We start from the raw sequence: 18,107 nt of genomic DNA, 5'->3' as shown, positions 1-18,107 counted from the left end.
AGATAGGTTTATAATGGTTATTGGCTGCTGAGCAAGTCGGCAGCCTTTTGCTATTGGTTCAAGCACACATTTCCGAATCCAAAGAGATATGCTTATATAACAAAATCAGGCTAGGTAATATTAGCCATTCCATGAAAAATGCTGTATTTCACGACTAAATTAGAGTATGATTTTACAGCTGTATATGCTTGGCAGGAAAGGTTACATCGTTTCATGTGATTGTAACTATTATTGTAATTTGTGAAGATTCTTTCGGGCGTATAATGCTAAACGGGAGATCTAGAAAATATAAAGAACATCGTAAATAACACTATGCTTTAGAGAAATACGTCTTCTTTATGTTGTAAATGAATGATGGAAGGTGCAATACGTATGTCAATGACAACCAGAACCACAAGGAGTTCTCAAACGCCCCGGACACCCATGATGTCTACTTACCGTAACAAGGAGGGGCATGCATGTCACAACCATTGAAAAGCAAGCGGCATATGAACGGATTGGATGGCTTGCGAGCTATCGCTGTGCTTGCAGTAATAGGGTATCATTTGAATTTAGATTTTATCCCGGGCGGTCTGCTCGGTGTAGGCATTTTCTTTGTTCTTTCAGGTTATTTGATTACAGACATCCTCTTGACACAATGGCAGGAGCAAGGCCGGATATCGCTCGGTGATTTCTGGATTCGAAGAGTAAGGCGCCTGTTACCCGGTATGCTCACCATGACCGCAGTGGTAATGATCTGGCTGCTATGCACGGACCCTTCCCGGCTTGCTGCCCTGCGTGGTGACATTGTCTCGGGCGTTTTATACATAAGCAATTGGTGGTACATTTTTCATCACGTTTCCTATTTCGAAAGTTTCGGCCCACCGTCACCTTTCGGACATTTCTGGTCGCTGGCGGTGGAAGAACAATTCTACATCGTATGGCCTCTTTTACTGGTTGCGGCCATCCTCTTGTTCAAAAGAAAGGGATGGCTGGTCGTATTCATTGTCGTGGCAGCCGAATTGTCAGCAGGTGCAATGGCTATCATGTATAATCCGGATCTGGACCCGAGCCGTGTTTATTACGGAACCGATACGCGAGCATTTGCCCTGTTGGCAGGTGCTGCACTGGCCGTGGTATGGCCGAGTCGCAAGCTGTCGTCGTCCCTTGCCAGCGTCCATCGGAGCGTTCTGGATCTATCCGGCGCAGCTGCGCTGGCTTTGTTAATCTACATGATGCTGAATAGCAGTGAGTATGATCCTTCATTATATCAAGGAGGAATGGTGCTTCAGGCCATAGCGACGACATTGCTCGTAGCTGTATTGGCTCATCCTTCCTCCTTACTTGCTCGATTCATTGGCGCTAAGCCGATGCGCTGGATCGGTGAACGGTCCTATGGATTATACTTGTGGCACTATCCTGTCATTATTCTAACAAGTCCGGCGGTAGACACGGGTGGAGCACATCCTGTCCGAATGGTTTTGCAGGTTGCTGCAACGGTCGCGCTTGCCTCCTTGTCACTTAAATATATTGAAAATCCAATTCGTTATAACGGCTTCCGTGCTTCCTGGTCCCGATTATGGGGAAGAGGAAGGTATGCAACGGGGATCCGTAACGTATGGTGGAAGCGCGCCGGATTGCTGATGAGCATTCTGCTGATGTCATTTACCGTGTCAGAGATGATGATCACTTCTGCAGCGAATTCCGATTCCCATTCGGTATCGATGTCTACCGCCCTGAATGCAGACCACTCCGTAGTGGAGGAAAAAGGGCAGGATGTTCTTCCGGCAGCAGTGAATACTCCGGATTCCGGCAGCAAACCTGAGCCACAGAAAAACGATAAACCTGCGCAGAATGCTGGAGAACCAACAGGCAAAGGTGAGCAGCAAACGACGAAGCCTGACCCGACATCCGAACCGGACGAATCATCATCAGGGGAGGAGAAAGGAACCACTCCTGACGACTTGAATAACCCAGCCGGTCAGGCCAAAGGCACCAACGATCAACGTGATCAAACCGACGATTCTGAAGAGAATGGTACCCAGCAACCGGAAGATCCTGTCAATACGTCTGACTCGTCCCAAGAAGAAGGGGGAACAGTCCTTCCAGCCAAAGACGGCAAGATTCATACTACGGTCATTGGAGATTCAGTTATTCTGGATGCAAAGCCTTATCTTGAACAAAGCATATCGGGAGTTTACGTGGACGGTCACGTCGGACGTCAGATGTGGGAAGCTGCCGATGTACTGGATGGTCTGAAGCAGAACAATCAATTGGGCAGCCAGGTCGTACTGGAACTTGGAACGAACGGTTCATTTAATTCGAAAAGCCTGAATTCCGTGCTGGATTATTTGAAGGATGAAGAACACGTATATCTGGTTACTGTTCGGGTACCTCGTCCATGGGAGAGAACAGTCAACAAAGCGTTGAATGAAGCTTCTTCCGACTACAGTAACGTATCACTGATTGATTGGCACAGTGCAAGCGAGGGGCATGACGAATATTTTGAAAAAGATGGCGTACATCTGACCACGGAAGGTTCGGAAGCTTTTGCAGCACTTGTGAAAGAAAATTTGAAATAAATCAGCACTTATTTATCATTGATCGGGAGCTCTCATTGTGAGGGCTCTTTTTATATGGAAGCAAAGATGGCGTAATCAAACAAGGTATCCGATATTTTTCACCCCTGTACCCGTGGATCGTCACCTTACAGAATGTTAGCGTTACCATTTACAATAAGTGTAATCAAATCACCAAGGGGGATTAAAGTGATGTTGAAAAAATGGCTTTCGGGAATATTGGCAATGGCTTTGTTTTCCATCGTTCTTGCTGGCTGCGGGGGCGGTGACAGCTCAGAAGGCAGTGGCAGCAAGGATAAAGTAACCGTCACACTCTGGCACAATTGGACCGGGCAGGATGCCAAAGCGGTAGCGATGCGCAAAATTATTGATGACTTCCGTGCGTCACACCCGGATATCGAAGTAGTGGATGAAGGCCTGCCTACAGATGGGCTCAAAACCAGACTTCGGACCGTGGCGGCGGCCAATGAAATGCCGGATTTGTTTGTTATGTGGCCGGATGCGATGACCAAGGAATTTGTAAAAGGGGATCTGCTGCAGCCGATCAATGCCGAGTTGGACGCAAAGCCGGAGTGGAAGGACAATTTTATACCTAACGCGCTGGACGGATATACCGTGGACGGGAATATCTACTCTGTGCCGATGAATCTGGCACCAAGTTCCTTCATCTATTACAACGAGGCGCTGTTCAAACAGTATAACGTGAAAGTGCCTGAGACATGGGCCGAGCTGGAACAGGCGATTGCTACGTTCAATGAAAACAAGGTCATTCCAATGGCGCTGGGCAACAAGGCGAATTGGGTAGCTCAATCGACCATCTTCAGTACGCTGGCTGATCGGATTACGGGTACAGACTGGTTTCTGAAAGCAGCGGCACAGGATGGAGCAAGTTTTACTGATCCACAATTCATCCAGGCGCTGAACAAAATGCAGGAACTTGGCAACAGCAAGGCATTCCAGGACGGATTCAACAGTATCGACGAGACTCAAATGATGCAGCTGTACTTCCAGGGCAAAGCGGCCATGGTCATGAACGGTGGGTGGGCGCTGGCGAACCTGGTGAATAACGCACCTGAAGATGTGTTGAAAAACACGCACATTACAATTCTTCCCCCAGTGGATGGTGGTCAGGGTGAGCCGAGAACAACATCCGGTGTTGTAGGAACCGGGCTGGGTGTGAGCAAAAAGCTGGAAGGCGCCCAAAAGGATGCAGCCATGGAGTTGTTCTACGCCTTGGCAGGACCTGATGGTCAGAAGGCAACACTGGACAGCAGTACGCTGGTCAGTTACAAGATCGATCTGGACAAATCCAATGCACATCCATTGTTCGTTGAATTGTACGATCTGATGCAGGAAGTGAAAATTAATCCGGTTTACGATTCCAAGCTGGGATCGGCAACGGTTGAAGTCATTAATAACGGATTGCAGGAGCTGCTCATGGGCGGGAAAGCCGAAGATATTGCGGCTAAAATTCAGGCTGCTCAGGCGAACGCGGTTGGTAATGAATAATCGATAGATAGGTCATGGATTGAATCATGAAAGTGAGTAGACCAATGACTATTTCGATGAGGATTGATCTGTTCATGCCCCTTCCCGGCAGGGGAGGGGTTTTCATTTACAAGGATGGAGTGCACAGGTTGGAAAGGCATATATGAAGGGAAGTGAGCGAAATGAACGCACTGCGCAGTCGGCGTTTTATTATGCTGGGGCTTGCCCCGGCAGTCATTATTTATGCGTTGTTTGTATTTGTGCCAGTTGTGTGGTCAGCGTATTATGGCTTCTTCAACTGGTCCGGTATCGGAGAATCGAAATATATTGGTCTGGATAACTATGTGGAAATATGGCATGATCCCGTATTTTGGCGGGCACTGAAAAATAACGTTATTTTTGTTCTGGCGTCGGTATTCGGACAAATTCCGTTGGCGCTGATGCTCGCGGTCATTTTACACAAAAGCAATCCATTACAGCGCTTCCTGCGCTCAGCCGTATTTCTGCCGATGGTATTGTCCACGGTCGTCATTGGCATGATCTGGCAATATATCTATCATCCGCAGATCGGGATACTGAACTTCCTGCTGGACGCACTCGGGCTGGAGAGTTGGAAGCTGCAATGGCTGTCCGATGACAAAATCGCGATTTTCTCGCTGGTGCCGCCGCTGCTCTGGAGCTTTGTCGGCTTGTATCTGATTATCTTCATCTCGGCACTGCAAAACATTCCAGGCGAGATTCATGATGCCGCCAAGATTGACGGTGCATCGGGACTTCGCAAGCTGGTATCCATTTCTTTGCCCATGATTTGGGGAACGGTTCAGGTGGCAATCATTCTGTGCATCTCGGGCAGTCTGAAGTCCTTCGACCTGGTGTACATCATGACCAAAGGTGGACCGGCACATGCAACGGAGCTGCTTGCTACGTATATGTATAATTCAACCTTTACAACGTACCGTTATGGCTTCGGTAGTGCCATCTCAACGACCATCGTGCTGATTTCCCTGCTGCTTATTGGAACAAGCCAGTGGGTAACCAGTCGCAAACGAAAAGAGAACTAAAGGAGAGGGGGAACTGTAATGAGTGTGACACCGGTATCAATGCCATCGCCTGGACGTACGACAGGTTATTCGGCTCACCGCTTGCGCAGCGGAATTGTTTGGACGCTGCTGACGGTCTATGGTATTTTAACATTGTATCCGTTTTACTGGCTCGTGATCAGTGCGTTCAAGACGAATGAAGATTTCTACAGCAGACCCTTCGGTCTCCCGGAGAAATGGAACTTCGAGAACTTCAGCAATGCCTGGGAAAGTTCCAGGTTGGGCACCGCATTTGGCAATTCACTGATTGTGTCCGTTGGTTCACTTATTTTGACGCTGTTTATCGCAGCACTTTCTTCATTTATATTGGCACGCTTCCAATTTCGCTGGAAAGGGCTGATCATGACCTTTTTTGTTGTGGGCATGCTCATTCCCATTCATAGTACGCTCGTTCCATTGTTTATTCTGATGAAACAGATGTCCCTGCTAAATACGTATTGGGCACTGATCCTGCCGTATACGGCGTTTGCATTGCCAACCGCTATATTTGTGCTTACTGCCTATTTGACAAGTGTACCGCGTGACATTGAAGAGGCTGCATTTATCGATGGAACAGGTCTTTGGGGATTGTTCACCCGCATCATGCTTCCGATGTCTGTTCCTGCCTTGTCGACGGTCACGATTCTGAGTTTCCTGCATGCGTGGAATGACTTTTCATTTGCACTCGTGTTTATTAACAAAACCGGATTGAAAACGTTACCGCTGGCTATTGCGAACTTTGCTGACGGTTATCAGACGGATTACGGATTGACGCTTGCTGCCATGACGCTTTCGGTGATTCCGACCATTATTCTGTACCTTGTATTCCAGGAACAGGTCATGAAAGGCATGACAGCGGGAGCTGTCAAAGGTTAAACGAACGCGCATCCAGAGGAGGGAAAAGGTTTGGGACGCTGGCTCACATCTTCGTTGCAGAGGAAGCTCTCGGTTGTTGTGACGGCTTCCATGATTGTGCCGCTGCTGGTGCTGGGTCTGTTCGCCTTCCTGATCTCTTCCCGCATCACGGAACAAAAAACCAAGCTGTCTGGCATGGATACGCTAAAGCAAGTAGAAGCGAATCTTCGTTACATGCTTCAGGACGCAGAGAACCTGTCGATTTTCCTAATCGGGGAACGGGATATCCAGCAGTATCTGAGCCGTAATGAGGACCATGAGCTGGACCGTGTAGATATCCTGGGCAGGATGACCAATCTGGCTGCCTCCAAAAAATATATTGCCAACATTGCAATCTATCCGGACCGTTTCGATGCAACACTGACTACGGCTACATGGTACGAATCATCCAATGTGGCCTATCCTCCTGCTCCACATGGAGATGCGGTCAAAGCGTGGACAGGTGTCTATCCGGTTCAGAATTATGCGGGTATCCAAAATGTAATCACATTGGTTCGGCCCATTCGCAGTATCCATGACTATCGACCGATTGGCTGGCTGGCGATCAGTCTGGATGAAAAAGCGATCTCCAAAGACTGGGCCGCGCTGGGGCTTGGCAGGGGAGAAGGGCGGCTTGAGCTGATTGGACCATCTGGAGAGATTTTGTCTTCCATGGATAAATCCCGTCTTGGAAAGTCACTGGATCAGATTGAGCCGGGTGTACAGACGCTGATTCAGCAAGGAGGTAGCGGAACGACCACATATGGCAGCGGAGAGGATAAACGTACTTTGCTCTATTACCCGGAACAGCTGACGGGGTGGACGTTAACCGGAACAGTACCTTACGACCAATACAAGTCGGAAAATGGCTATATCCTTATTCTCACTGCGGTTGCTGTTACCATGTCTGCTGCGATCAGTGCCGGGCTGGTCTGGTTTACTGTACGCCGTGTGACAAGACCGCTCCGGGTACTGACCCGGCATCTGTCCCGGATCGATCCGGATCGGCCGCTGCCTTTGTTCCGTTCCGAAAGTGATGATGAGATTGGACGGCTAGGAGAGAGTTATAATCTGCTCGGCGCACATATCGAAAGCCTGAAGGAAGAGGTTATACGCGGGGAGGCCCGCAAGAAGGAAGCTGATCTTAGAGCCCTACAGGCGCAGATCAATCCTCATTTCTTGTATAACACCCTTTCGTCCATCCATTGGATTGCCTTGATGTCGGAAGAGAAAAAAATTGCAGATATGGTCGAGGGATTGAGTGATTTCCTGCGTATCAGTCTGAATCAGGGTAAGGAATACTGCCCCGTAGGACAAGAAATTGCCCATATTCGTCACTATGTCCGCGTGCAATCCATCCGTTTTCCCGACAAGTTCGCTGTGCATTATATTGTTGATCCGGCACTTGAACAGCGGATGATGCTGAAATTGCTGCTCCAACCGCTTGTAGAGAATGCGATGATTCATGGCATTCAGCCGAAAGCAGGCATGGGAACGATTACGATCATGATTCGCCAGGACGAGGAACGGCTGAATGTGCTGGTGCTGGATGACGGTGCGGGCATGGAGCCGGACAGGCTGGATCAGATTAGACGTAGTCTTGTGCCATCAGATGAGCAAGAGCAGCATCATTCAAACTGCCTTTGGACGGAAAAAGAGCCTATGCAGCAAGTTTCCCAAGGTGGTTACGGGCTCCGCAATGTGAACGAGAGACTGCTGCTTCATTATGGTGCTGAGGCGCAGCTCGAAGTGGACAGCCGGGTTGGGGGTGGAACCCGGATTTCATTTTCCATTCCAATCCTGGAGGAATCGCCATGAGATTACTGATTGTTGATGATGAAGTAATTATTCGAACAGGGCTTGCCAGTGTAATTGCCTGGCATGAACTGGGGATCGAGCTTCTCCCGCCAGCAGCCTCGGCAGAAGAGGCGTTAACACGCATGGCTGATGAGAGGCCGCATATTCTAATGACGGATATTCGGATGACAGGCAGGACGGGGCTTGAATTGGCACAGGAAGGGCTGAAGCTACTGCCGGAACTAGAGGTTATTATTTTATCGGGATACGATGACTTCTCTTACGCTCAGCAGGCGATTCGGCAAGGTGTGACGGATTACCTGCTCAAGACGAGCAAGCCGGAGGAAATTATCAAGACAGTGCTTCAGGCCAAACAACGGATTACCGAACGATGGGCTGAAAAATCAAGAGAAGGACAGCTGCTTCGTGAGAACAGACAGCGTCTGTTCACTGAATGGATCATTGATGGAGACGTTGAATCCGGCCCTTGTCCTGTATTTCTCCAGCCGGGAATGAATGTACAATCGGATTGTTATTCTGGCAAAGAGCAGATACAGAGACAAGTTCTGATCTTGAAAGCGGCAGGCTGGAGTCGTTCATCGGCTGCATTATTGAACTTTGCCGTGCAAAATATGCTGGAAGATGTTCTGCCAGGTGCGATCGCTCAAATGCAAAAGAACCGGATCATCTGTGTTTTACAGTTACCACCGAACAAGCAGGAATTCCAATTTACGCTGGGTATTGCATTAAACCGGATCGAGCAGCTGTTAAAATGTACACTGCGTGCAGCAGTAGGGCTACCCTGTTGGGAGGTCGATCAATTGCATGAGAGCTACCGGACAGCTTCGATGGCGTATCGTTACCATGGGTTGCTCGAAGACAGGATATGGAAATATGAAGACGTCATGCACCGCAAAGGCGGCAAAACGGTTCTTCATCATGAGGAAGAAACCACATTAGGGACAATATTACTGGATAACGACTCGATTATGCTCACCACATGGGTACAAGAACTGATGGCTGAGCTGAGGCTGGACCCGGAAGTTACACCAGAGTCCTTCGATGCCTGTTTGCATTCCGTGGTGAATGCCGGACAGCGTTGGCTGATTCGTACGATGCGTGCCATAGGTAGAGAAGACTTGGAGCGGTTCGAACCGTGGATGCCAGATCCGGATGCGGTGGCGGGTGAGCTTCGGGATCTGCTATTTCATCATTTATACGGTGTGATGTATGCATACCATAACCAAATAGGGCAGGGGCGGACAAGTCATGTACAGAAGGCGATTGCTTATATGGAATCCGGTTTGGCACAGGATATCAGCTTGCAGCATGTCGCAGGTCAGGTTCATGTGCATCCGGGACATCTTAGTGAGCTGTTTAAGAAAGAAACAGGCGTCACTTTTGGTGATTTTGTAACAGAGATGCGAATTCGGCGGGCGATGGACATGTTGGTGGTATCTCCCGCGAAAGTAAGTGAGGTCGCCGCCATCAGCGGATATGAGGATGTTAAGTATTTTAGCAGGCTGTTCAAAAAGCACACAGGCAAAACTCCGAGTGAATACCGTGAGGAGGCATTGTCGTACAAGCCTTCCTGCAGTTAAACGTGAACAAAACACGAATGAAGTCATGTAATAATGCAAACGTTTTCGTTAACTAAAGGATCTGGGGAGCGAGGCAGGATGAAGATGAATAGTTCAAATCAGGAATTATCAGGACAGTGGAAGATTCAGCATTTCGAGGTAGGAGAGAAGCGGGCCATGGATGTGGCAGCGGCTGCGCTGGACGATCGATTCTGGATCGGAGCAGAGGTGCCAGGAGATGTTCACTCCGCTCTGGTGGAACGCAGCATTATTGATCCGCCCTACTATGGGCATAACGATGCCAAGAGTCGTTGGATCGAACAGAAGGAATGGTGGTATCGCACCAGCTTCAATCTGGTGAAGGCTGGGGAGACGGAGGAGTCCTTCGAGCTGGTCTTCGACGGGCTGGATACGTTCGCCACCATATATGTAAACGGACATGAAGTGGGCAAAACGGCCAATATGCTCATGTCCCACACTTTCGATGTCACGACACTGGTTCGTGATGGCTGGAACGTTATAGCAGTCAAGTTTGACCCCCTTTATCTGCATCACAAGGACAAGGAGACATTCGATTGGTCTTCGTATACGAAGGAACGGCCATGGTTACGCAAAGCAGCGATGAATTTTGGCTGGGACTGGGGTCCACGGATGGTTACCGTAGGAATCTGGGGCGGGGTGCGGCTGAAGAGACGAACGATTGCGAAACTGGAAAGCGTATTTGCGCGTACTGAATCAGCCAGCAAAGAGCAAGCGGTTGTCCATGTCACTGCTGACGTGAAGTCTGTATTGTCTTTCCGCAGCAGACAGAAACGTGAAAAAGCGGTGGCTATGTCATGCGATATACGTTTATTGGACGCGGGCGGACAGGAAGTGGCACGAACTGCCGAAGTTGTTGTGGAAAATGGTCTCGCAGATACAGCACTGGAATTGGATTCACCGCAATTATGGTGGACGCATGATCTGGGCGAACCTTACTTGTACAGGCTGGAAGTTACGTTATTTGCAGATGGGGTGGAAGTAGACCATTACAATGAGCCTTTTGGTGTAAGAACCATTGAACTGGCCCTTCGTGATGAACAGGGTAAAGATGCGTTTACATTTATCCTGAACGGAGTCCGTGTGTATGCCAAGGGTGCCAACTGGATTCCGGCGGACCATCTGATTGGTGCCATTCCTGCCTACCGGTATCGTGAACTGATCGAGTTGGCCGTGGAAGGACATATGAATATGCTGCGTGTCTGGGCAGGAGGCATATATGAGAAGGAGGTCTTTTATGATGAATGCGATCGGCAAGGAATACTGGTATGGCAGGACTTTGCTTTTGCCAACGCCTTATTCCCTGATTTCAATCGTGACTTCATGAACAATGTGCGGGATGAGGTCGAAAATAATGTCCTGCGCCTGCGCAACCGTGCTTCGCTTGCACTCTGGTGTGGCAATAACGAAATTGACTGGCTCTATGACATGAAGTCTGCCAGTGGAGATATTACCAGCCCCTTTTATGGAGAGCTTATCTATCATGAGCTGCTCCCGGAAGTGCTGGAGCAGCTGGATTCATTTCGTCCATACTGGCCTTCCTCGCCGTATGGTGACAGTAATGGCAATGATGCCAACGATCCGGATGTAGGGGATCGTCACAACTGGCAGGTATGGCATGGTTCCGTCTATCCACGAAAACACGGCGAGCCGCCACTGCTGGACTACAGTATTCAAGGAGTGACATTCAAAAATTATAAAAAGGACAATGCCCTGTTCAGCAGTGAATTCGGCATGCATGCCTCGGCCAACCGGTACACGTTGGAGAAAAACATGCCCGCAGGGCAGTTCTATTGGGGCAGCCCCGAAATGGCCTATCGGAACAAGGATACCAATCATCAGAAAGGCATTCTCCTGATGGAAGGATATACGGGCATTCCGCAAAATATGGAAGAGTATATGAATTATTCAATGCTGACACAGGCAGAAGGATTACGATACGGCATTGAGCATTTCCGGCGGATCAATCATCGCAATAGTGGAGCCCTCGTGTGGCAGCTGAATGACAGCTGGCCGGGCACAAGCTGGTCCATGATTGACTATGAGCTGCTGCCGAAAGCCTCTTTTTATTACGGGAAAATATTCTTTCATCCCATTTTATTGTCGCTGGAACATGAGCCGGGTGAGCTGCTTAGACTATGGGTCGTGAATGATACACGGGAGATGTTAAATGGGGTGCTTCGACTTCATGTCTATGGACTGGATGGGGAGATGGTGTATTCCAGTTTGTATCGTGTGGAGACAGGCGCACAATCGTCCGCTTGCATTGCAGAATTCAGCGAAGCGGAAGTATTGGGAGGCAGACCGGCAGAAGAGGTGATGGTTGAATTGGTAGGTGAAGGTTTTTCAGCACCATTCAATCGATATTTCTTACGTGATCCGAAAGATGTTAAGCTGCCTCAATCCCGGCTCAGTGTGCACGTGAACGAGGAGGAACAATCGGTCACGGTGACAGCGAGTGGCGGCATCGCCCGCTTGGTGAAGCTCGAACTGCCCCTCGGACGTGTCCGTTTCAGTGACAACTATTTCGATCTGCTCCCTGGGGAGAGCAGAACCGTTCGGCTGCGTCATCCGGAACAGGTTCCACTGCCTTGGACAGAACTTCGAGTAAGCGCGATGAATGGAAGCGAAGCCTGAGCTTTGCGTTCTTTGATGAATATGAGATGTTCGTTGCCCTATTAAGGTAGAGCGTGATCCTGTAAGGCGTAGACGATATTCCTATATAAGATGCTTTTTTCAGAGGGTCGCGATCGACCTTCTGAAAATTTTTTATCTACAAATATAGGGGTTGGGGGTATGATTGCTATGATTATCCACTGTCATTCAAACCGTAAGATCCATTTTTCGAATAGAGTAAAACACAGTTTCAAATAAATCGATTAAGTTATATGAACGTCAAGTCCGTGGAATCAAGGGTTCATTCAAAAGGGAACGTATCATGAGGACGTTAGGGAGCATCTCAGAGTTGATGACGATTATGAATAAACTTCTGAGATAGCTTCTTTATTGTGCATGCATTACAGAAATATAAAAAATCGTTTGACTTAATATAGGGTAGGGGGGTATACTTTGTTTGCGAAGTACGAACAGCTGTCTTCAAGAGTTAACCCGCTGTTTAGATCAAACTAATCCAAAAAAGAAGGGACGAAATAAAATGAAAAACATTGTATTGAAGGTACAAGGTATGAGTTGCCAACATTGTGTAAATTCCATCGAAGGTGCTTTGAAAGAAATAAATGTATCCGGCAAAGTAAATCTCGTTGATGATTCAGTTGAAGTGACGTATGACGAAGGTCAGGTTTCGTTGGAGAAGATCGAAGAAGTTATTGAAGAACAGGGCTATGAAGTATCATAAGTAACGGCATGAGGGGAGTGAGTTATTGTGGCAACAGCAGAGGCTCAGACAAAACAGTCGAGTATACAAATTACAGGTATGACTTGTGCAGCTTGTGCAAACAAAATTGAAAAAGGCCTCGGTAAAATGGACGGGGTCACATCAGCAAATGTTAACTTTGCTTTGGAAAAGGCAAGTGTAACGTATGATCCCACGAAAGTGGAAATGAAAGAACTTGAGGAAAAAATCAAAAAACTGGGATATGGTTCCGTATCAGAGGTTGCGCAGTTCAATCTTGAAGGCATGACCTGTGCAGCATGTGCGAACAAAATTGAAAAGGGCCTGAACAAGCTGCCCGGCGTGACTAACGCTTCAGTAAACTTCGCCATGGAAACGGCCCGAGTTGAATTTTCTCCTGGTGAGGTTTCCATCGAAGACATGAAAGAAAAGGTGAGCAAACTCGGTTATACAGCGATCATCAAGGCAGACGGTTCCAGTGGTGGTGCAAGTGACCATCGCGCCAAAGAACTGAGCAATCAAAAACGGAAATTACTGATTTCGGCAATTCTTTCCTTGCCGCTGTTGTGGACTATGGTAGGTCACTTCTCGTTCACTTCATGGATCTATGTACCGGATTTGTTTATGAATCCGTGGTTCCAACTGATCCTGGCTACACCAGTACAATTTTATATTGGTAGACAGTTCTATGTGGGTGCGTATAAGGCTCTCCGGAACGGGAGTGCCAACATGGATGTGTTGGTATCACTAGGTACCTCTGCAGCGTACTTCTACAGTTTATATTTGACCATTCAATGGTCAAGTATGGCAGACGGTATGCATCATGGTCCATCCCTCTATTATGAAACGAGTGCGGTCCTTATTACACTGGTTCTAATGGGTAAATTGTTTGAATCACTTGCGAAAGGCCGAACATCAGAGGCTATTAAATCACTGATGAGTCTGCAGGCGAAGACGGCATTAGTGGTCCGGGATGGTAAAGAGCTTACCATTCCAGTGGATGAAGTCATTGTAGGAGATGTTGTCCTTATTCGTCCAGGAGATAAAGTACCTGTAGACGGAGAGGTGCTGGAAGGGAACTCATCTGTGGATGAATCCATGCTTACGGGTGAAAGCCTTCCGGTAGAGAAAAAAGTCGGAGATGCTGTGATTGGAGCTACGATTAATAAAAACGGTATTCTTCGGATCAAAGCAACCAAAGTAGGTAAAGAAACCGCTCTTGCACAAATTATTAAGGTTGTTGAAGAAGCTCAGGGATCAAAAGCACCAATTCAGCGGGTAGCCGATGTGATCTCGGGCATATTCGTCCCGATCGTTGTAGGGATTGCAATAGTTGCTTTCGTGGTTTGGTACTTCTGGGTTACACCAGGTGATTTTGCAGGTTCGTTAGAAAAAGCAATTGCGATTCTTGTTATCGCATGTCCTTGTGCACTTGGACTTGCAACCCCAACATCCATTATGGCGGGGTCTGGTCGTTCGGCTGAACTAGGGGTGTTGTTCAAAGGCGGGGAGCATCTGGAGCAGACGCATAAAATTGATGCGATCCTTCTGGATAAAACCGGTACTGTTACAAAAGGTAAACCTGAATTGACTGACGTCGTCGCTCTTGGCAATGAAAATGAATTCCTGAAACTTGTTGGAGCTGCAGAGAAAAATTCTGAGCATCCACTTGCAGAAGCCATCGTTGTGGGCATCCAGGAACGAAATATCGAACTACCAGGAACTCAATCCTTTGAAGCATTTCCGGGTTTCGGAATCCAAGCAATGGTTGAAGGTAAACAGCTACTCGTGGGTACACGTCGACTGATGGAAAAGTATAATATCGATGCAAAAGCAGCTTATCATTCGATGTCACGTTTGGAAGAAGCGGGCAAAACTGCGATGCTGGTTGCTATTGATGGTCAATATGCAGGTATGGTCGCTGTAGCAGACACGATTAAAGAAACTTCGAAAGCTGCAGTGAGCCGTCTGAAAGAAATGGGCATCCAGGTCATTATGATTACAGGTGACAATGAACGTACGGCGAAAGCCATCGCTGCTCAAGTGGGTATTGACCATGTTCGTGCAGAGGTCTTGCCTGAAGGAAAAGCGGAAGAAGTGAAAAAACTACAATCTCAAGGTAAAAAAGTGGCCATGGTTGGCGATGGTATCAACGATGCTCCGGCTTTGGCAACTGCAGATATTGGTATGGCGATTGGTACGGGGACAGATGTGGCGATGGAAGCGGCTGATGTAACACTCATGCGCGGCGATCTATCCAGTATTCCTGATGCTATCTACATGAGTCGTAAGACCATGCGCAACATTAAGCAAAACTTGTTCTGGGCGCTTGGTTACAACACCTTAGGCATTCCTATTGCTGCTATCGGTCTGTTAGCGCCATGGGTTGCAGGCGCAGCGATGGCCTTGAGTTCGGTTTCCGTCGTTCTCAACGCCCTCCGATTGCAACGCGTAAAAATACGTCACTAATCAAGGCCATACAATAGGAGGGCAATAATGATGAGGAGGAAAAAAATCATGCTAATGTTAACCGGTGTTTTAGCTTTCGGTGTGTTGTCTGCTTGCGGAACCCCTAAAGAAAGTGCACATACAGATGGACATGGTGGTATGAATCATGATGAGATGAATTCTGAAAATGAAACTGTGAGTCATGATCATGCAGGGCCTCATGCTGATTCAACAGCAAGTACCCTTAAAGCCTCGTTCTCCTTTGCATCAGATGTGAAGGCCAACGAAGATTCGCATCTGACGATCTTAATCACGGACGCTGATGGAAATCCGGTTAAAGAATTTGAAACGGGTCACGAAAAACGAATGCACCTTATCGTGGTGAGTAAAGATCTTTCTTACTTTAATCACATTCATCCTGATTATAAGGGCGATGGAAAGTTTGAGATTGAAACTTCATTCCCAGCCGGAGGAGAATACCAAATCCTTGCCGACTTTGTTCCAAAAGGTGGAGCGAGTACTACACCCAGTGAATGGGTGAACGTTGGGGGGGCAGCAAAAGCCCAAGAGCCTGTTCAAGCGGATTCCAATCTTGTAAAAGAAGTGGATGGTAAAAAAATCGAACTTTCATTGAGTAGCACAAAGGCCAACGAAGATGTAAATCTGACTTTTAATATCATGGATGCGAAAACGAACGAAGGGATCAATAACCTGGAACAATACCTCGGTGCTGTAGGTCATGTTGTTATCCTTTCTGAGGATGCAGAGCAATATCTGCATGTTCATCCAACAGAGGAAAAGGCAACAGGTCCAAAAGCGGAATTTATGACCTCCTTCCCGCATAGCGGAATTTATAAAATCTGGGGCCAATTCCAACACGATGGGGAAGTCTTTACAGTACCTTTCGTAGTAGATGTAAAGTGAGTAGAGACGTATGGGCATGGAAGATAAAATTAAAATAGCGATTAGTCCAGCAATCCAACTTGGTGGAAGTTTATTCACTCCGGAGCAACTAGTTAAAATTGGCGAGATTATTGGCCCAGATTCAAAAGTGGAAATGACACCCTTTAAGCAACTCTACGCAGAAGTATCGATTGAACAACGAGATCAGATCAAAAATGAACTTGAGGATCACGGTCTTGAAATAAATCCTGCAGGATTTGTAACCAAAAGTCTGATTGCTTGCAATTTTTGTAGAGGTGCAGAAGAAGCAGGCTTGGAAACAGCCAAAAATTTAAATCAAGCCATTTCCGGTATCGATACGCCTACACCACTAAAGATTGGATATGCAGGGTGTGCATTAGGCACTAGTGAACCGTTGATTAAGGATATTGGGGTCGTCAAGATGCGCGATAAGTTCGATATTTATGTTGGTGGCGAGTCGAAGGGGCTTAAAACCTCCTTCGCCATGCTGCTAAGTTCCGGACTTACGGAGGATCAGCTTATTCCCTCCGTTACCGCAATTATTGAATATTATAAGATGCATGCGAAAGGCAAAGAAAAATTCAGCAAATTCGTTAATCGAATGACACTGGAGAACTTGAAAGCTATGACGCTTGAAAGGGGGTGAAAACAGTGAAAGAAGCTACCGTAAAAATTCAAGGTATGTCTTGCCGTTCTTGTGTTCCTAAAATTGAAGGTGCAATTAGCGCTATTGGCGCTGAAGGCCACGTTAATTTTGAACAAGGAACAGTAGAAGTTCGATTTGACGATTCTAAAGTTCAAATCGCTGAAATTGAAGAAGCGATCCGTAAAAAAGGATATAACGTCGGAGCGTAATATATATTGAAGTGCAAGGAGGGTAATTGGGCATGACGGAATCCATTCAGATTTATTCAATCCCAACCTGTAGCGATTGCAATTATGCTAAACGTTACTTTAAAGAGCATGAACTGCCCTATACGGATTACAATTGTGAAGATGACGCCAAGTATGCTGAGGAAGTCAGGAAGTTGACTGGAAAACAGGTTGTTCCAACCATTGTCATTGGAGATAAGGTGTTTGTAGGCTTTGCCGAAAATCTCACTGAAATCAGTGAGTTAGTTAAGTAACTCTTATGACCCCGGTCAACTTTCGACCGGGGTTATTCTTAACTTATTTTCCTGGAAACAGCCTTTTGGGTGATATCTCGTTGTAAGGAGGGTATAATATGTCTAAATATACCTGTGTTGATAAAGATACTTGCATCGCTTGTGGTGCATGTGGAGCAGTGGCGCCTGAGATTTTTGGTTATGATGATGAGGGTTTGGCACACGTAATTTTCGAAGGAGACGACAACCGCGGAATGTCAGTAATAGATCAGGATTTGCTAGAAGACTTACAAGATGCAGTAGATGGTTGCCCGACCGATTCGATCTTGGTTGATGACAAGCCGTTCTCTTAGCACGTACCATGATACTTCTTGCTCCCTTTACATGGGTTAGGAGGGGGTGGTAATGTGTAATAAAGGAGTTGATCTACATGGATAATACGATACTTGAGGCTGCTTCATGTGACCACACCTCTTCAAATAAACGGAAAAGCCATCATTCTGAGAGTACAAAGCGGAAATTAATTAGCCGGTTGAACCGGATTGAAGGGCAAGTGCGTGGAGTAAAAGGAATGATTGAGAAGGATACGTATTGTGATGACGTATTGCATCAAATTGCCTCCATTCAATCTGCGTTGAATGGAGTAGGAAAGCAACTATTGGAAGATCATATGAAAAGCTGTGTCGTTGAACGAATTTCAGAAGGCGATAACGAGGTTTTGGATGAACTGATGATAACTATAAATAAGTTAATTAAATAAGTTAGAATCAGATCACAAACTGAAAAACCAAAAACAGCCGATTGCTTCCTGAAGGACGAAGGAAGTGAACGGCTGTTTGGCG

At 47.2% G+C, this 18,107-nt stretch carries 15 protein-coding genes; all 15 read left to right on the top strand.

Annotated features, from left to right (window positions below; genetic code table 11):
- Nucleotides 1–458: 458 nt before the first annotated feature.
- The 15 genes from PPA03S_RS09165 to PPA03S_RS09095 all read left to right on the top strand — a co-directional run bounded on the left by PPA03S_RS09165 (nucleotide 459) and on the right by PPA03S_RS09095 (nucleotide 18,025).
- Entirely contained in the window at nucleotides 459–2,561 is a 2,103-nt protein-coding gene (locus PPA03S_RS09165) for an acyltransferase family protein (protein WP_062322027.1), read from the top strand.
- A 189-nt stretch (nucleotides 2,562–2,750) separates the two neighbouring features.
- A complete protein-coding gene (locus PPA03S_RS09160; protein ID WP_062322025.1) occupies nucleotides 2,751–4,067 on the top strand; it encodes an extracellular solute-binding protein in 1,317 nt (438 codons plus the stop codon).
- Between the two features lie 161 nt (nucleotides 4,068–4,228).
- A complete protein-coding gene (locus tag PPA03S_RS09155) occupies nucleotides 4,229–5,107 on the top strand; it encodes a carbohydrate ABC transporter permease (protein ID WP_062322023.1) in 879 nt (292 codons plus the stop codon).
- Between the two features lie 39 nt (nucleotides 5,108–5,146).
- Nucleotides 5,147–6,001 (top strand): carbohydrate ABC transporter permease, encoded by an 855-nt coding sequence (locus PPA03S_RS09150; protein ID WP_062322288.1) that lies wholly within the window; start codon nucleotides 5,147–5,149, stop codon nucleotides 5,999–6,001.
- A 30-nt stretch (nucleotides 6,002–6,031) separates the two neighbouring features.
- Nucleotides 6,032–7,837 carry a cache domain-containing sensor histidine kinase gene (locus PPA03S_RS09145; RefSeq protein WP_062322021.1) on the top strand — a complete coding sequence of 602 codons (1,806 nt, stop codon included), beginning with the start codon at nucleotides 6,032–6,034 and terminating at the stop codon, nucleotides 7,835–7,837.
- Nucleotides 7,834–9,417, top strand: coding sequence for a helix-turn-helix domain-containing protein (locus PPA03S_RS09140; RefSeq protein ID WP_062322019.1), 1,584 nt, complete (start codon nucleotides 7,834–7,836; stop codon nucleotides 9,415–9,417). The genes PPA03S_RS09145 and PPA03S_RS09140 overlap by 4 nt, the downstream gene beginning before the upstream one ends.
- Nucleotides 9,418–9,495: 78 nt before the next feature.
- Nucleotides 9,496–12,072 (top strand): beta-mannosidase, encoded by a 2,577-nt coding sequence (locus tag PPA03S_RS09135; RefSeq protein WP_082704063.1) that lies wholly within the window; start codon nucleotides 9,496–9,498, stop codon nucleotides 12,070–12,072.
- A 517-nt stretch (nucleotides 12,073–12,589) separates the two neighbouring features.
- Nucleotides 12,590–12,790, top strand: coding sequence for a cation transporter (locus tag PPA03S_RS09130; protein WP_062322017.1), 201 nt, complete (start codon nucleotides 12,590–12,592; stop codon nucleotides 12,788–12,790).
- A gap of 27 nt (nucleotides 12,791–12,817) precedes the next feature.
- Nucleotides 12,818–15,256: a heavy metal translocating P-type ATPase gene (locus PPA03S_RS09125; protein WP_157284037.1), complete on the top strand. Its 2,439-nt coding sequence runs from the start codon at nucleotides 12,818–12,820 to the stop codon at nucleotides 15,254–15,256.
- 48 nt (nucleotides 15,257–15,304) lie between these two features.
- Nucleotides 15,305–16,159 carry a DUF8832 domain-containing protein gene (locus PPA03S_RS09120; protein WP_245683556.1) on the top strand — a complete coding sequence of 285 codons (855 nt, stop codon included), beginning with the start codon at nucleotides 15,305–15,307 and terminating at the stop codon, nucleotides 16,157–16,159.
- Between the two features lie 10 nt (nucleotides 16,160–16,169).
- Entirely contained in the window at nucleotides 16,170–16,805 is a 636-nt protein-coding gene (locus PPA03S_RS09115) for an NAD(P)/FAD-dependent oxidoreductase (RefSeq protein ID WP_062322010.1), read from the top strand.
- Between the two features lie 5 nt (nucleotides 16,806–16,810).
- Nucleotides 16,811–17,014, top strand: a complete 204-nt coding sequence (locus PPA03S_RS09110) for a heavy-metal-associated domain-containing protein (protein WP_062322008.1) — start codon at nucleotides 16,811–16,813, stop codon at nucleotides 17,012–17,014.
- A gap of 32 nt (nucleotides 17,015–17,046) precedes the next feature.
- A complete protein-coding gene (locus PPA03S_RS09105; protein WP_062322007.1) occupies nucleotides 17,047–17,286 on the top strand; it encodes a glutaredoxin family protein in 240 nt (79 codons plus the stop codon).
- A 98-nt stretch (nucleotides 17,287–17,384) separates the two neighbouring features.
- Complete coding sequence (locus PPA03S_RS09100) at nucleotides 17,385–17,618, top strand: ferredoxin (protein WP_062322005.1); 234 nt, start codon at nucleotides 17,385–17,387, stop codon at nucleotides 17,616–17,618.
- 77 nt (nucleotides 17,619–17,695) lie between these two features.
- On the top strand, nucleotides 17,696–18,025 hold the full coding sequence (locus PPA03S_RS09095) for a metal-sensitive transcriptional regulator (RefSeq protein WP_062322003.1): 330 nt from the start codon (nucleotides 17,696–17,698) through the stop codon (nucleotides 18,023–18,025).
- The last annotated feature ends 82 nt before the right edge of the window (nucleotides 18,026–18,107 follow it).

This window comes from Paenibacillus pabuli NBRC 13638, from assembly GCF_001514495.1.
GTDB lineage: Bacteria > Bacillota > Bacilli > Paenibacillales > Paenibacillaceae > Paenibacillus > Paenibacillus pabuli.
Note: the sequence above shows the minus strand (reverse complement) of the source record. Positions and strands in the feature narration are given on the sequence as shown.

Coding starts and splice junctions, on each gene's coding strand:
- PPA03S_RS09135 (WP_082704063.1), top strand. CDS start 9,496: ATGAAGATGAATAGTTCAAATCAGGAATTATCAGGACAGTGGAAGATT.
- PPA03S_RS09120 (WP_245683556.1), top strand. CDS start 15,305: ATGCTAATGTTAACCGGTGTTTTAGCTTTCGGTGTGTTGTCTGCTTGC.
- PPA03S_RS09165 (WP_062322027.1), top strand. CDS start 459: ATGTCACAACCATTGAAAAGCAAGCGGCATATGAACGGATTGGATGGC.
- PPA03S_RS09105 (WP_062322007.1), top strand. CDS start 17,047: ATGACGGAATCCATTCAGATTTATTCAATCCCAACCTGTAGCGATTGC.
- PPA03S_RS09150 (WP_062322288.1), top strand. CDS start 5,147: ATGCCATCGCCTGGACGTACGACAGGTTATTCGGCTCACCGCTTGCGC.
- PPA03S_RS09130 (WP_062322017.1), top strand. CDS start 12,590: ATGAAAAACATTGTATTGAAGGTACAAGGTATGAGTTGCCAACATTGT.
- PPA03S_RS09115 (WP_062322010.1), top strand. CDS start 16,170: ATGGGCATGGAAGATAAAATTAAAATAGCGATTAGTCCAGCAATCCAA.
- PPA03S_RS09095 (WP_062322003.1), top strand. CDS start 17,696: ATGGATAATACGATACTTGAGGCTGCTTCATGTGACCACACCTCTTCA.
- PPA03S_RS09140 (WP_062322019.1), top strand. CDS start 7,834: ATGAGATTACTGATTGTTGATGATGAAGTAATTATTCGAACAGGGCTT.
- PPA03S_RS09160 (WP_062322025.1), top strand. CDS start 2,751: ATGTTGAAAAAATGGCTTTCGGGAATATTGGCAATGGCTTTGTTTTCC.
- PPA03S_RS09100 (WP_062322005.1), top strand. CDS start 17,385: ATGTCTAAATATACCTGTGTTGATAAAGATACTTGCATCGCTTGTGGT.
- PPA03S_RS09155 (WP_062322023.1), top strand. CDS start 4,229: ATGAACGCACTGCGCAGTCGGCGTTTTATTATGCTGGGGCTTGCCCCG.